We start from the raw sequence: 13,477 nt of genomic DNA on the forward strand, positions 1-13,477 counted from the left end.
GGCTCTGCCGCCCGTGCGGACGACGCTCGACGGCCGACCCGGCCTAGACTCGACCGTGATGACGACCGACGAACCGCAGGCAGCACCGCACGACCTGGTCGAGGAGACCGAGGCCCAGCTCGACGCGGTGTCCGAGGAGGCGGATCTCGACGGCACCGAGCCCGAGCCGGCCGACGAGAAGACGGTGTCCGAGGCCGAGCTCCGCTCCCTCTTCGAGGACCAGGCGCTCCCGTTCATGGACCAGCTGTACGGCGCCGCGATGCGGATGACGCGCAACCCGGCCGACGCGTCCGACCTCGTGCAGGAGACGTTCGTCAAGGCGTACGCCGCGTTCCGGCAGTTCCGCCAGGGCACGAACCTCAAGGCGTGGCTGTACCGGATCCTCACGAACACGTTCATCAACACGTACCGCAAGAACCAGCGGAACCCGTACCAGGGCACCATCGACGAGCTCGAGGACTGGCAGCTGGGCGGCGCCGAGAGCGTCACGCAGTCGATCTCCGCGCGCTCCGCCGAGGCCGACGCGATCGACCACCTGCCGTCCTCCGCCGTGAAGGACGCGCTGCAGTCGATCCCCGAGGACTTCCGGATGGCCGTGTACTTCGCGGACGTCGAGGGCTTCTCCTACCAGGAGATCGCCGACATCATGAAGACCCCCGTGGGGACGGTCATGAGCCGTCTCCACCGTGGTCGCCGGCTCCTCCGGGGGCTCCTGGCGGACCACGCACGCGAGACCGGCATCGTCCCGGACGCAGCGTCGACGGCGACGATGCGTGGACGCGGCCGGAAGACACCTGCGACCGCTGGTCGCACCGACGGGAAGGACGCACGATGAGCGGCTGCGACTGCTCGAAGGCCAAGGCCGAGCTCGAGGAGTTCCTCCACGACGAGCTCCGGGGCGCCGACGCCGCGGACATCCGCGAGCACATGGAGACCTGCGAGGACTGCACGAGCGAGCACCGCGTCGGCGTCGTCCTCATGGAGACCGTGAAGCGCGCCTGCAAGGAGACCGCGCCGGACCAGCTCCGGTCGGAGATCCTGGCGCGCATCCGCGTGGAGCAGGCGACCCACTAGCCGTCGCGGGCGCACCGGTCGTCACACGGTCGGTGCCGTCGGTAGGGTCGGCCCCATGACCCTCACCGCCGAGTCGATCACCACCTGGTCCGACACGGACGTCGCCGACGTCACCGCCCTCGTCCGCCTGCTCGGGCACGTCGTCGACGAGCCCGCCATGCGCGCTCGGCTCGAGCGGCTGGTCCCGGAGGCGGGACACCGCACCTGGCTCGTCCGCGGCGCCGACGGTCGCGCGGTCGCGGTGGCGGGCGCGCAGGTGACGTGGTCCTACGCCAGCGACGAGCCGACGGCGCAGCTGCTGCTGCTCGTCGTGGACCCGGCGGCCAGGAGGGACGGCACCGGTTCGGCGCTCATCGACGTCTTCGAGACGTGGGCCGCCGAGCAGGGTGCCCACCGTCTCAGTGCGGTGTCGGCCGCCGCGACCGACAGCGCGCACCGGTTCTACCAGAAGCGCGGCTACCACGAGTCGGGCGTCCGGTACACGAAGCTCCGGTAGCCGCAACGGACGACGCGCCCCGTTCCCACGGGGCGCGTCGTCCGTTGCGGGGCGCTGCTGCGCCTCGTCTGGTGCGCTCGGTCAGCCGAGCGCCTTGCGGACGACGTCCGACGCCTCCTGCGCGGACCGCTTCGACGACCCGGTCGCCGGCGCGGCACTCGCGGGGCGCGCGGCCACCGAGAGCGGCCGACCGTCCAGGTGCGGCGACAGGTTCATGCAGACGTACGGCCATGCACCCTGGTTCTCCGGCTCCTCCTGCGCCCACACGACCTCGGCCTGCGGGTAGCCGGCGAGCACGTCGAGGAGCTGGCCGAGGGGGAGCGGCGCGAGCTGCTCGAGCCGGACGAGGGCGACGTCGGTCGCGCCGGACTTGTCGAGCTCGGCACGCAGGTCGTGGTGCACCTTGCCCGAGTGCAGCACGACGCGGCGCACGGCGCCCCGGTCGGCCACGCGGTCGTCGTCGAGCACCTCCTGGAACGTGCCGCCGGTGAACGCCTCGATCGGGCTCGTGGCCTGGCGCAGGCGGAGCATCGCCTTCGGGGTGAACACGACGAGCGGCTTCTGCGGCCGCGCCCACGCCTGACGGCGCAGCAGGTGGAACCACGACGCCGGCGTCGACGGACGCGCGACGATCATGTTGTCCTCGGCGCAGAGCTGCAGGTAGCGCTCGATCCGGGCGGAGGAGTGGTCCGGCCCCTGGCCCTCGTAGCCGTGAGGGAGCAGGAGCACCAGGCCGGAGCGCTGGCCCCACTTCTGCTCGGCGGACGAGATGAACTCGTCGATGATCGTCTGCGCGCCGTTCGCGAAGTCGCCGAACTGCGCCTCCCAGAGCACCAGGGCCTCGGGACGCTCGACGGAGTAGCCGTACTCGAAGCCCATGGCCGCGTACTCACTGAGCAGCGAGTCGTAGATGTAGAACCGTGCCTGGTCCTCGGCGACGTTCGCCAGCGGCAGCCACTCCTGGCCGTTGATGCGGTCGTGGAACACCGCCTGGCGCTGCACGAACGTGCCGCGCCGGGCGTCCTGGCCGGCGAGCCGCACGGGCTTGCCCTCGACGAGCACCGAACCGATCGCCATGAGCTCGGCCATCGCCCAGTCGATGCCGCCCGAGCGGGTCATCTCCGTGCGCTTGGTGAGCAGCTGCTGCAGCTTCGGGTGGATCGAGAACCCGGCGGGCGGGTTGCTGTGCGCGTCGCCGATGGCCCGGACGAGCTCCTCGGAGATCGCGGTGTCGTGCACCTCGACCTCGGTGTCGTCGCGCTGGGCGGTCGGACGCTCGAGGCCGTCGACCGCACCGTCGTCGTCGGCGGTGACCACCGGCATCGTCCCGGTCTGCGCCTCGTGCGTCTCGGCGAACGCGCGCTCCAGACGGTCCTGGAAGTCGCGGTGGGCCTCGTCGTACTCCTCCTGCGTGATGTCGCCGCGGCCGACGAGGGCCTCGGTGTACAGCGTGCGGACCGAGCGCTTCGCCTCGATGAGGTTGTACATGAGCGGCTGCGTCATCGACGGGTCGTCGCCCTCGTTGTGCCCGCGGCGGCGGTAGCAGATGAGGTCGATGACGACGTCGCGGTGGAACTCCTCGCGGTACGCGAAGGCGAGCTCGGCGACGCGGGCCACGGCCTCCGGGTCGTCCCCGTTGACGTGGAAGATCGGCGCCTGGATGGTCTTGGCGACGTCGGTCGAGTACACCGAGCTGCGGGCCGACTCCGGCGGCGTGGTGAAGCCGACCTGGTTGTTGATGACCAGGTGCACCGTGCCGCCGGTGCGGTACCCGCGGAGCTGCGACATCTGCAGGGTCTCGACCACGACGCCCTGGCCGGCCATCGCCGCGTCGCCGTGCACGAGCACCGGCAGCACGCCGAAGGTGCCGGGCGCGGTGCGGTCCTGCTTGGCGCGGACGATGCCCTCGAGCACGCCGTCCACGGCCTCGAGGTGGGACGGGTTCGCCGCGATCGTCACCGGGATGCTCGACCCGTCGGAGGCGCGGAAGACGCCCTCGGTGCCGACGTGGTACTTGACGTCGCCCGACCCCTGGCCCGACACGGAGCCCGGCAGGGACGACCCCTCGAACTCGCGGAAGATCTGTCCGTAGGTCTTGCCGGCGATGTTCGTCAGCACGTTGAGGCGACCGCGGTGGGCCATGCCGATCGCGACCTCGTCGAGCCCGGCGGCGGACGCCTGCTGGATGAGCGTGTCGAGGAACGCGATGGTCGACTCGCCGCCCTCGAGCGAGAAGCGCTTCTGGCCGACGTACTTCGTCTGCAGGAACGTCTCGAAGGCCTCGGCCTCGTTGAGCTTGCCGAGCACCCGCAACTGCTCGTCCTTCGACGGCTTCGAGTAGGGGACCTCGATGTGTGCCTGCACCCAGCGGCGCTGCTCCGGGTCCTGGATGTGCATGTACTCGATGCCGACGGTCCGGCAGTACGCGTCGCGCAGGATGCCGAGCACGTCACGCAGCGGAGCGTTCGTCGTGCCGGCCAGGCCACCGGTGACGAACTCGCGGTCGAGGTCCCAGAACGTCAGCCCGTGGTTCTCGATCTCGAGGTCCGGGTGCGTGCGCTGGCGGTACTCGAGCGGGTCGATGTCCGCCATGAGGTGCCCGCGGACCCGGAAGCTGTTGATGAGCTCCTGCACGCGCGACGTCTTGTTGACGCGGTGGGCGAGGTCGACGTTGATGTCGTTCGCCCACTGGATCGGCTTGTAGGGGATGCGCAGCGCCGAGAAGATGCCCTCGTAGAAGCCGTGCTCGCCGATCAGGCGCTCGTGCACCTTCTTGAGGTACTCGCCCGACCCGGCGCCCTGGATGACGCGGTGGTCGTAGGTGCTGGTCAGCGTGATGGTCTTGCCGACGCCGAGCTCGACGAGCGTCTTCGTCGCCGAGCCCTGGAACTGCGCCGGGTACTCGAGCGCGCCGGCGCCGATGATCGAGCCCTGGCCCTTCGTCAGGCGCGGGACCGAGTGCACGGTGCCGATGCCGCCCGGGTTCGTCAGCGAGATCGTGGTGCCCTGGAAGTCGGCCGGGGTGAGCTTGTTGTCGCGGGCACGCTTGACGAGGTCCTCGTAGGCGGAGAGGAACTGTCCGAAGGTCAGGGTCTCGGCACGCTTGATGCTCGGCACGAGGAGGGAGCGGGTGCCGTCCTTCTTGGGGACGTCGATCGCGATGCCGAGGTTCACGTGCGCGGGCGTGACGACGAAGGGCTTGCCGTCGCGCTCCTCGTAGGAGACGTTCTGGCTCGGGAAGTCCTTGAGCGCCTCGACCATCGCCCAGCCGATCAGGTGCGTGAACGAGATCTTGCCGCCGCGGGCCCGACGCAGGTGGTTGTTGACGACGATCCGGTTGTCGATCATCAGCTTCGCGGGGATGGTCCGCACGCTCGTCGCGGTCGGCACCGTGAGCGAGGCGTCCATGTTCGACGCGAGGGTCTTCGCCATGCCCCGGAGCGGGGTCGCGACGTCCTCGTGGGTCTCCTCGTGGTCGTCCGCGGCGTCGTTCGCCTCGGCCGGGATCGGCTGCGGCGTCGGCTGGCGGGACGTGGTCCGCGCCTGGATCGACCCGGCGGGCTTCGCCTCGGCCGGGGCGTCACCGGTCGCGGGCTGCTGCGTGGTCGACTGCGTCTGCTCGGTCGACTGCTGAGCCGGTGCCGACGGGGCTGCCGGAGCACCGGCGGCCTGGGAGCGGTGGTAGCTCTCGAGGACCGGCCACCAGGACTCGTCCACGGAGTGCTTGTCGGCGACGTACTGCTCGTACAGCTCGTCGACGAGCCACTCGTTCGCCCCGAATTCGCCCGCGGTCTCGTCCGTACCCGTCGTCTGGCTCGACACAGCCGATCGCCCACTCTCCGTCGATAGATGCTCGTGTGTGTCGTGCGGGCAGCCCTGCCGCGCACTGGACGTCAGCCTAGCCGCTCGGCCGTGACCGTTCGGTGACCGTCGACGCGTGCCGCCGGTCCCGTCGTCGTCCGCGCGTGTCGCCCGCCGACGGCCGGGGATGGACGGCTGCCGGGGCCCCCGGGAGCCGTACAGTTGTGGGCATGAGGTTCTACGAGACGCGGCCGACGCACGACCTGACCTACTCCGACGTCTTCCTCGTCCCGAGCCGCTCCGGCGTGACGAGCCGCTTCGACGTGGACCTCGCGACGAACGACGGCACGGGAGCGACGATCCCGATCGTCAGCGCCAACATGAACTCGGTGACCGGGCCGCGCCTCGCCGCCACCCTGGCCCGTCGCGGCGGACTGGGCGTGCTGCCGCAGGACATGCACCTGCAGGACCTCGCCGCCGCCATCCGGTGGGTCAAGGAGCAGCCGGTCGACTTCGACACCGCCTACGACATGGGCGCCGACACCACGGTGTCCGAGGCGCTCGAGCAGCTGCTGCCGGTCGCCGGTCGCGGGGTCGTCGTGCGTGACGCGGCGGGGGAGTACCTCGGCTGCGTCCCGGCGGCCCGCCTCGGCACCGCCGGTGCGGACGCCGTGCTCGGGGACCTGCTGCACGGTGCGTCCACCGCGATCGACGCGGACGACGCCGGCACCGCGCGGCACGTGTACGACGTGCTCTCGGCGGCCGAGGTCGACTTCGCCCCGGTGGTGCGCCACGGCCGGGTCGTCGGCACCACGAGCCAGACGAGCGCGATCCGCTCGGACATCTACACGCCCGCCGTCGACGGCGAGGGGCGCCTCCGCGTCGCGGCCGCGGTCGGCATCAACGGCGACGTCGCCGCGAAGGCGAAGGCCCTCGCCGCGGCCGGTGTCGACGTCCTCGTCCTCGACACCGCGCACGGCCACCAGGAGGGCATGCTCCGTGCCCTCCGCACGGTGTCCGCGCTCGGCCTCGGCCTGCCGATCGTCGCCGGGAACGTCGTCACCGCGGACGCCGTCGCACACCTCGTCGACGCCGGCGCGAGCATCATCAAGGTCGGTGTCGGCCCGGGCGCCATGTGCACGACGCGCATGATGACCGCGGTCGGACGCCCGCAGTTCTCCGCCGTGCTCGAGACCGCGGCGGCCGCGCGGTCGCTCGGCGCCCACGTGTGGGCCGACGGTGGCGTGCGCTACCCGCGTGACGTCGCACTCGCCCTGGCCGCCGGCGCCTCGGCGGTGATGATCGGCTCGTGGTTCGCCGGCACGCTCGAGGCACCCGGGGTGCTCCGCCGCGACGCCGCGGGCAAGGCGTACAAGGAGAGCTGGGGCATGGCGTCCGCGAAGGCCGTGCGCGAGCGCTTCGAGCGGCTCGACCCGTACGAGCGGGCGCGCAAGGCGCTCTTCGCCGAGGGCATCTCGTCGTCGACGATCTACCTCGACCCGGAGCGCCCGAGCGTCGAGGACCTGCTCGACATGATCACCACGGGCATCCGCAGCTCGGCGACGTACGCCGGCGCCTCGTCGCTGCACGAGTTCGCCGAGCGCGCGCTCGTCGGCATCCAGTCGGCCGCCGGCTACGAGGAGGGCAAGCCCCTCCCCGTGAGCTGGTAGCGCGCGCGGTCTCCGCGCCGGTACGCGAGACTCGGCTCGGCGGACGCTTTCGCGGTCTGGCCGCCGCGAAGGAGTCCGCCTGGCCGAGTCTCGGCCTGGACCGCGGACGGACGGGAGGCGCGGTGCCAGCTGACACCGCGCCTCCCGTCCGTGGTCGGTCTAGCGCCGTCGGGTCGCGTCCTCGACGGTGCCGACGAGCTCCTCGAGGATGTCCTCGAGGAACAGCACGCCGACGGTACGGCCGTCCGCGTCGAACGCCCGCGCCACGTGCCGCCCGGCTGCCCGCATGGTCGCCAGGGCGTCCTCGAGGTCCATGTCCGTGTACAGCGAGATGAGCTGCCGGATGCGCTTCGGCGGGACCGGCACGTCGAACTCGTCGGGCCGCAGGTCGATGACGTCCTTGACGTGCACGTAGCCCGTCGGATCGCCGTCCTCGGCGACGAGGACGTACCGCGAGAAGCCGCGCTGGGCGACGGCCCGCTCGACGTCCTCGGGGGTGGCGTCCTCCGGCAGGGTGACGAGGTCGGACATCGGCACGGCGACGTCGCGGACCTTCTTCTCCGTGAACTCGAACGCCATCGCGAGCTTGCCGTCGTCGGTCAGGGTGCCCTCGCGACGCGACTGCTCGACGATCGTCTGGACCTCCTCGACCGTGAAGGCGCTGACGGCCTCGTCCTTCGGCTCGACCTTGAAGAGGCGCAGGACGCCGTTCGCGACCGAGTTGAGGCCGACGACGACCCAGTGCAGGCCGTGGCCGATGTACCAGAGCGCCGGGACGAGCACGAGTGCGGCGCGGTCCGGCATCGAGAACGAGATGTTCTTCGGGACCATCTCGCCGAACACCACGTGCAGGAACGACACGAGCAGCAGCGTGAAGACGAACGCGACGATCCCGATGACCTCGACGCTCCAGCCGGTCAGGCCGAGCGGGACCTCGAGCAGGTGGTGGATCGCCGGCTCCGACACGTTCAGGATGAGGAGCGAGCAGACCGTGATGCCGAGCTGCGTCGTGGCGAGCATGCGCGTGGCGTGCTCCATCGCCCAGAGCGTCATCTGCGCCGCCTTCGACCCGGCCTCGGCGCGGGGCTCGATCTGCGACCGACGGGCCGAGATCACGGCGAACTCCGCGGCGACGAAGAACGCGTTGCCGAGCAGCAGGACGACGAGCCAGAAGATGCCCCACCAGTCGGAACCGGCGGGACCGGACTCACCGGCGGCGAGGACCAGGCCGTCGTGCACGGACGCGGCGCTCATCGGGAGCCTTCCTTCGTGGCGGGGATGATGATCCCGGTGGCCGGGCGCTGCGCGGTGGCGGTGCTGCCGGTCGGCGTCGGGTCGGGGTGGGTCGGGGTCCAGCGGATGCGGTCGACACGGCGGCCGTCGAGCCGTTCGACGCGGAACACGCCGTCCTCGAGGGCGACCTCGTCGCCGACCACGGGCAGTCGACCGAGCGTCGACATCACGAAGCCGCCGACGGTCTCGTAGGGGCCGTCCTCGGGGACGGTGACGCCCGCGCGGTCGGCCAGTTCGTCCGGGCGCAGCAGGCCCGGGAACGTCAGCCACCCGCGGGACCGCACGACGTCGATGCGCGCGCGGTCGTGCTCGTCGGACACCTCGCCGACGATCTCCTCGACGAGGTCCTCGAGCGTGACGACCCCGGCGGTGCCGCCGTACTCGTCGACGACGATCACCATCTGGTAGCCGCGGCTGCGGACCTCGGCCAGCAGGGTGTCGCCCGGCATCGTCTCGGGGACGCGCTCCGCCTCGGTCATGAGCGCGCCGACCGGCACCTCCGGGCGCTTCTCGCGCGGGACCGCGACGGCCTGCTTGACGTGCACGATGCCGACGACGTCGTCCGCGTCCTCCTCGATGACCGGGAAGCGGCTGAAGCCGGTGCGGCGGGCGAGGGCGACGACGTCCTCGGCCGACTCGGACACGCGGATCGTGGAGAGCCGCGGGCGCGGCGTCATCACGTCGCTGGCGCTCAGCTCGGAGAACGCGATGGTGCGCTGCAGCAGCGTCGCGGTGTCCTGTTCGAGCGACCCCTCGGACGCCGAGCGACGCAGGAGGGAGCTGAGCTCCTCGGCGCTCCGGGCACCGGACAGCTCCTCCTGGGGCTCGATGCCCATCGAGCGGAGGACGGCGTTCGCGGTGCCGTTGAGCAGGGCCACGGCGGGTTTGAACACGGTGGTGAACGCGATCTGCAGCGGGACCACGAGCTTCGCGGTCTGCAGGGGGAGCGCGAGCGCGAAGTTCTTCGGCACGAGCTCACCGAGGATCATCGACAGCAGCGTCGCGATGACGAGCGCGACGATCGAGCCGACGGTCTCGACGATCGCCTCGGGCAGGTCGAGCGCGAGGAACGGGGCCTCGAGCAGCGTCGCGATCGACGGCTCCAGCAGGTAGCCCGTGAGCAGGGTCGTCAGCGTGATGCCGAGCTGGGCGCTCGACAGGTGCGTCGAGGTGACCTTCAGCGCGCCGATGACGGGGGACAGGCCGGACTCGCCGCGGTCGCGTCGGGCCTCGACCTCGGCGCGGTCGAGGTTGACGAGCGCGAACTCCGAGGCGACGAACACGCCGGTGCCGAGGGTCAGCAGGATGCCGCCGACCAGCATGACGACGTCGATGGGACTCATTCTCCACCTCCCGGCGCACGGGAGGAGGGGCTGCTCACCGAGTGAGCGCCGGATGAGTGGGAAGGCGAAGAGGAATTCGGAGGATCGTCCACAGTGAGGAACATGGTAGCGGCTGGAGGCAGGGGAAGCCGAGAGGACGTACAGGAGACGACCCGCGCCTCCCGTCCGGTGCGGTGACGGCGGACGGGAGGCACTGGTCGGGCCGCGCGGACCGGCCTACGCCGTGACGCGGGCCCGGTGGTACTGCTGCGGTTCGTAGTCGAGGGCGACGCCGAGCTCGGCGGCTGCGCGCAGCGCGAACGACGGGTCGCGGAGGAACTCGCGCCCGACCATCACGACGTCGGCCTGCCCGGTCGCCACGACCTGCTCGGCCTGGAACGCGGTGGAGATCATCCCGACCGCGATGGTGCCGATGCCGGCCTCGCGGCGGACGGTCTCGGCGAAGGGCACCTGGTAGCCGGGTCCGACCGGGATCGCCGCCCGCGCGACGTTGCCGCCGGTCGAGACGTCGGCGAGGTCGGCGCCGTGCTCGGCGGCCCAGCGGGCGACCTGCACGACCTCGTCGACCGTCAGGCCGCCGTCGGTCCAGTCGGTCGCCGAGAAGCGGACGACCACCGGGAAGCCCTCGCCGACCTCGGCGCGGACCGCGTCGACCGTCTCGAGGAGCGCACGCGCCCGGTTCTCGAGCGAGCCGCCGTAGCCGTCCGTGCGGTGGTTGCTCAGGGGCGAGAGGAACTGGTGGAGCAGGTAGCCGTGGGCTGCGTGCAGCTCGACGAGGTCGAAGCCGGCCTCGACGGCGCGGCGCGCGGCGGCAGCGAAGGCCAGTGCGACGACGCGGATGTCCTCGGGTTCGAGCTCGCGCGGGGTGGCGTACCCGTCGAAGGCCGCGGCGGACGGGGCGACGGTCTGCCAGCCGCCCTCGGACGCGGGGACGCTGCCCTGCACGTCGTTCCACGGGCGGTACGTCGAGGCCTTGCGCCCGGCGTGCGCGAGCTGGATGCCCGCGGCGGCGCCCTGCGCGTGCAGGAAGTCGACGATCGGCCGGAAGGCGTCGCGCTGCTCGTCGTTCCACAGCCCGACGTCCTGCGGCGTGATCCGGCCCTCGGGCACGACGCCCGCGGCCTCGACCACCACCGCGCCTGCGCCGCCCTTGGCGAACCCGCCGAGGTGCACGAGGTGCCACGCCGTCGGGACCCCGTCCTGCTGCTCGACCGAGTACTGGCACATCGGCGAGACCCAGAGTCGGTTGCGGACGGTGAGGTCGCGGATCGTGATGGGTTCGAACAGGGCGTGCGTCACGCGGGTGCTCCTTCGGCGGTCCGTGCCGCCAGCTCCTGCAGGAAGGTCCGCAGCGCGGTCGGCGACGTGTAGTGGTGGCCGACCGCCCCGATCGCGTCCGCGCCGGCGGCGTTCTCGGCCCTGTTGTCGACGAACACCATCTGCTCGGGCGTGATTCCCAGCCGCTCGCACGTGGTGCGGTAGACGGACGGGTCGGGCTTGAGGACGTGCTCCTCCGCGCTCACGACGACCGTCTCGAACAGCGAGCCCATCGGCGATCGCCGGTAGGGGTCCCCGAAGTCGAAGCCGGCGTTCGAGAGCATCGCCAGGCGCGTCCCGGCGTCGTGGAGCTCCTCCACGACCGCCAGGGTCTCCGGCTCGACCTCGAACCACCCCGTGAAGTCGACCGCCCAGAAGCGGTGGATGTCGGTGACCGTCCAGCTGCGCCCGGTCCGGGCACCGATGGCCCGCCAGTAGTCGAGGACCGACAGGTCGCCGCGGTCCAGGTCGTGCCGGCGCTCCCGGTAGACGGGCAGCAGCTCGTCTGCCGGCACCCCGGTCATCGCGACGAGGGTGTCCCACGCGCCGTGCGGTGTCCTGCTGATCACCTCGCCGTAGTCGAAGACCACCACGCGACCGGGCAGGAACAGGCTCATGCGCTCCACCGTAACGTGGCGGTCGTGAACGACTCCGTCCCCTTCGCCCCCGCCGACGCCGCCGCCTGGACCACCGCCCCGCACGGCGAGTCCACCAAGTACCGACGCGGGGTCCTCGGCGTCGCGACCGGCTCGGACCGCTACCCCGGCGCCGCCGTCATGGGCGTCGACGCCGCCGTCCACACCGGCGTCGGGATGGTCCGCTACGTCGGTCCCGCACGAGCGACCGACCACGTGCTGCACCGGCGCCCCGAGGTGGTCTCGGGCACGGGCCGCGTGCAGACCTGGCTCGTCGGGTCGGGGATCTCCGCCGGATCGCTCGGGGAGCTCGACCCGGCGACGGCGGCCGCGTTCGGGCACGCGTCGGACGACGGGGTCCCCGTCGTGGTCGACGCCGGCGCGATCCCGCTCGTCGACCTCGGGCCGCTCGCGGTGCTGACCCCGCACGCGGGGGAGCTCGCGCCCGTGCTCGGCACGTCGCGCGAGGACGTCGAGGCGGACCCGGCGGCAGCGGCGCTCCGCGCGGCCGAGCGCACCGGGAGCGTCGTGCTGCTGAAGGGGTCGGCGACGCACGTGGCGACCCCGGACGGCTCGGTGCGGCTCGTGGCGACCTCGGCGACGCCGTGGCTCGCCGCCGCGGGTGCCGGTGACGTGCTCGGCGGGGTGCTCGGCGCGCTCGTGGCGACGCGGCAGGGCGCCGCCGAGGCCGACGGGTCGTCGCTGTCGCCGTCGGACCTGGCGCACCTCGCCGCCTCGGCTGCGGTCGTGCACGGGCTGGCGGCGCGACGGGCGTCCCGCGGCGGGCCGTTCACGATGACGGCGCTGATCGAGCAGCTGCCCGGTGTGGTGCGGGACCTCGTCGTCGAGGGCGACGCGCGGGGGTAGCGCGCGGCGCGGAGTGCGGCGCAGGGTCTGCGACGTCGCGCGCGTCGATCGACACGTGCGGTGTCGCACGGTGCGTGCGCACATGGTTCGTGCGCATGGTCCGACGTGACACGCGTCGATCGACGCGTGTCATGTCGTGTCGGTGTCCGCTCACCGGACGGGAGGCGCGGGGCGGACCGGTGACGCGCCTCCCGTCCGGCGGTGGGTCGCGTCGGGACGCGGGGTTGCGTCAGGACGCGGGGGTCGCGTGCACCAGGAACTCCACCGCGCCGGCGTCGTCGACCTTCACGAAGCCGAGGTCCGGCGCCTGCACGCCGAAGTCCGAGAACGTGATCGGCACCGACCCGGAGACGTCGACGCCGTCGCCGCTCAGGCCGACCTGGAGCTCGGCCCGGACGGCCTTGGTGACGCCGTGCAGGGTCAGCTCGCCGGACGCCTCGACGGTCGTCGTGCCCGAGCCGCTCGGCACGGCGTCCGCGACCGGCTCGGTGAGGGTGAACGTCGCCTCGGGGAAGGCCGCGACGTCGAGGGCGGAGTCGCGGAAGTAGGAGTCCCGCTGCGCTGAGTCGGTGGCGATGTCCGCGACCTGCACCGTGACGGTCGCCGCGGTGATCGCGCTGCCGTCGACCGTCGCGGAACCGCTGACGCTGTCGGTCCGACCGGTGACGGTCACGTCGGATCCGTTGAGGACCTCGTGCACGCGGTAGCCGGCCTCCGAGTCACCGCCGATCGTCCAGTCGCCGGACAGGTCCGCGGCGTCGAGGGTGGACGGGGCGCGGCTGGCGGCGACGGAGGGCGCCGCCGACGCCTTCGCGTTCTCGTTCGACGAGTACACGTTCGTCCCGACGGCGACGCCGACGACGGCGAGCACGGCGACGACGAGGACGACGCCGGCCCAGACGAGGGGCTTGCGGCTGCGGGGGCGCTGCGGTTCGGAGGTCACGAGCAGAACGGTGACACGTCCTCCTCAGGAGTGGCTGG

At 72.1% G+C, this 13,477-nt stretch carries 11 protein-coding genes; 5 read left to right on the forward strand and 6 right to left on the reverse strand.

Annotated elements, in window-relative coordinates:
* The first annotated feature begins 58 nt into the window (after positions 1-58).
* Genes Cus16_RS00505 through Cus16_RS00515 form a run of 3 tightly spaced genes read left to right on the forward strand, consistent with a single transcriptional unit; the run spans position 59 to position 1,570 of the window.
* Positions 59-835 (forward strand): sigma-70 family RNA polymerase sigma factor, encoded by a 777-nt coding sequence (locus tag Cus16_RS00505; RefSeq protein WP_069710705.1) that lies wholly within the window; start codon positions 59-61, stop codon positions 833-835.
* Positions 832-1,074, forward strand: a complete 243-nt coding sequence (locus Cus16_RS00510; RefSeq protein ID WP_069710706.1) for a zf-HC2 domain-containing protein — start codon at positions 832-834, stop codon at positions 1,072-1,074. The genes Cus16_RS00505 and Cus16_RS00510 overlap by 4 nt, the downstream gene beginning before the upstream one ends.
* A gap of 55 nt (positions 1,075-1,129) precedes the next feature.
* Positions 1,130-1,570 carry a GNAT family N-acetyltransferase gene (locus Cus16_RS00515; RefSeq protein ID WP_069710707.1) on the forward strand — a complete coding sequence of 147 codons (441 nt, stop codon included), beginning with the start codon at positions 1,130-1,132 and terminating at the stop codon, positions 1,568-1,570.
* An 81-nt stretch (positions 1,571-1,651) separates the two neighbouring features.
* On the opposite strand, the gene Cus16_RS00520 is transcribed toward Cus16_RS00515, so the two are convergent.
* On the reverse strand, positions 1,652-5,392 hold the full coding sequence (locus tag Cus16_RS00520; RefSeq protein ID WP_069710708.1) for a multifunctional oxoglutarate decarboxylase/oxoglutarate dehydrogenase thiamine pyrophosphate-binding subunit/dihydrolipoyllysine-residue succinyltransferase subunit: 3,741 nt from the start codon (positions 5,390-5,392) through the stop codon (positions 1,652-1,654).
* Between the two features lie 209 nt (positions 5,393-5,601).
* Between Cus16_RS00520 and Cus16_RS00525 the strand changes: the two genes are divergently transcribed.
* A complete protein-coding gene (locus Cus16_RS00525; RefSeq protein WP_069711331.1) occupies positions 5,602-7,041 on the forward strand; it encodes a GuaB1 family IMP dehydrogenase-related protein in 1,440 nt (479 codons plus the stop codon).
* 159 nt (positions 7,042-7,200) lie between these two features.
* On the opposite strand, the gene Cus16_RS00530 is transcribed toward Cus16_RS00525, so the two are convergent.
* From Cus16_RS00530 to Cus16_RS00545, 4 genes are all read right to left on the reverse strand, one after another.
* Complete coding sequence (locus Cus16_RS00530) at positions 7,201-8,295, reverse strand: hemolysin family protein (RefSeq protein ID WP_223246470.1); 1,095 nt, start codon at positions 8,293-8,295, stop codon at positions 7,201-7,203.
* Positions 8,292-9,677, reverse strand: a complete 1,386-nt coding sequence (locus Cus16_RS00535) for a hemolysin family protein (RefSeq protein WP_083263584.1) — start codon at positions 9,675-9,677, stop codon at positions 8,292-8,294. The genes Cus16_RS00530 and Cus16_RS00535 overlap by 4 nt, the downstream gene beginning before the upstream one ends.
* A 216-nt stretch (positions 9,678-9,893) precedes the next feature.
* Positions 9,894-10,976: an NADH:flavin oxidoreductase/NADH oxidase gene (locus Cus16_RS00540; protein ID WP_069710709.1), complete on the reverse strand. Its 1,083-nt coding sequence runs from the start codon at positions 10,974-10,976 to the stop codon at positions 9,894-9,896.
* Complete coding sequence (locus Cus16_RS00545; protein ID WP_069711334.1) at positions 10,973-11,611, reverse strand: HAD family hydrolase; 639 nt, start codon at positions 11,609-11,611, stop codon at positions 10,973-10,975. The genes Cus16_RS00540 and Cus16_RS00545 overlap by 4 nt, the downstream gene beginning before the upstream one ends.
* 24 nt (positions 11,612-11,635) lie before the next feature.
* Here Cus16_RS00545 and Cus16_RS00550 point away from each other — a divergent pair, with 24 nt between their 5' ends.
* Positions 11,636-12,496, forward strand: coding sequence for an NAD(P)H-hydrate dehydratase (locus Cus16_RS00550; protein ID WP_069711335.1), 861 nt, complete (start codon positions 11,636-11,638; stop codon positions 12,494-12,496).
* Between the two features lie 229 nt (positions 12,497-12,725).
* On the opposite strand, the gene Cus16_RS00555 is transcribed toward Cus16_RS00550, so the two are convergent.
* The gene (locus Cus16_RS00555; protein WP_069710710.1) at positions 12,726-13,439 is read right to left on the reverse strand and encodes a YceI family protein; all 714 of its coding nucleotides are present in this window, start codon (positions 13,437-13,439) and stop codon (positions 12,726-12,728) included.
* Positions 13,440-13,477 lie beyond the last annotated feature (38 nt).

Origin of the sequence: Curtobacterium sp. ER1/6 (assembly GCF_001742745.1) — a bacterium.
Classification (GTDB): domain Bacteria; phylum Actinomycetota; class Actinomycetes; order Actinomycetales; family Microbacteriaceae; genus Curtobacterium; species Curtobacterium citri.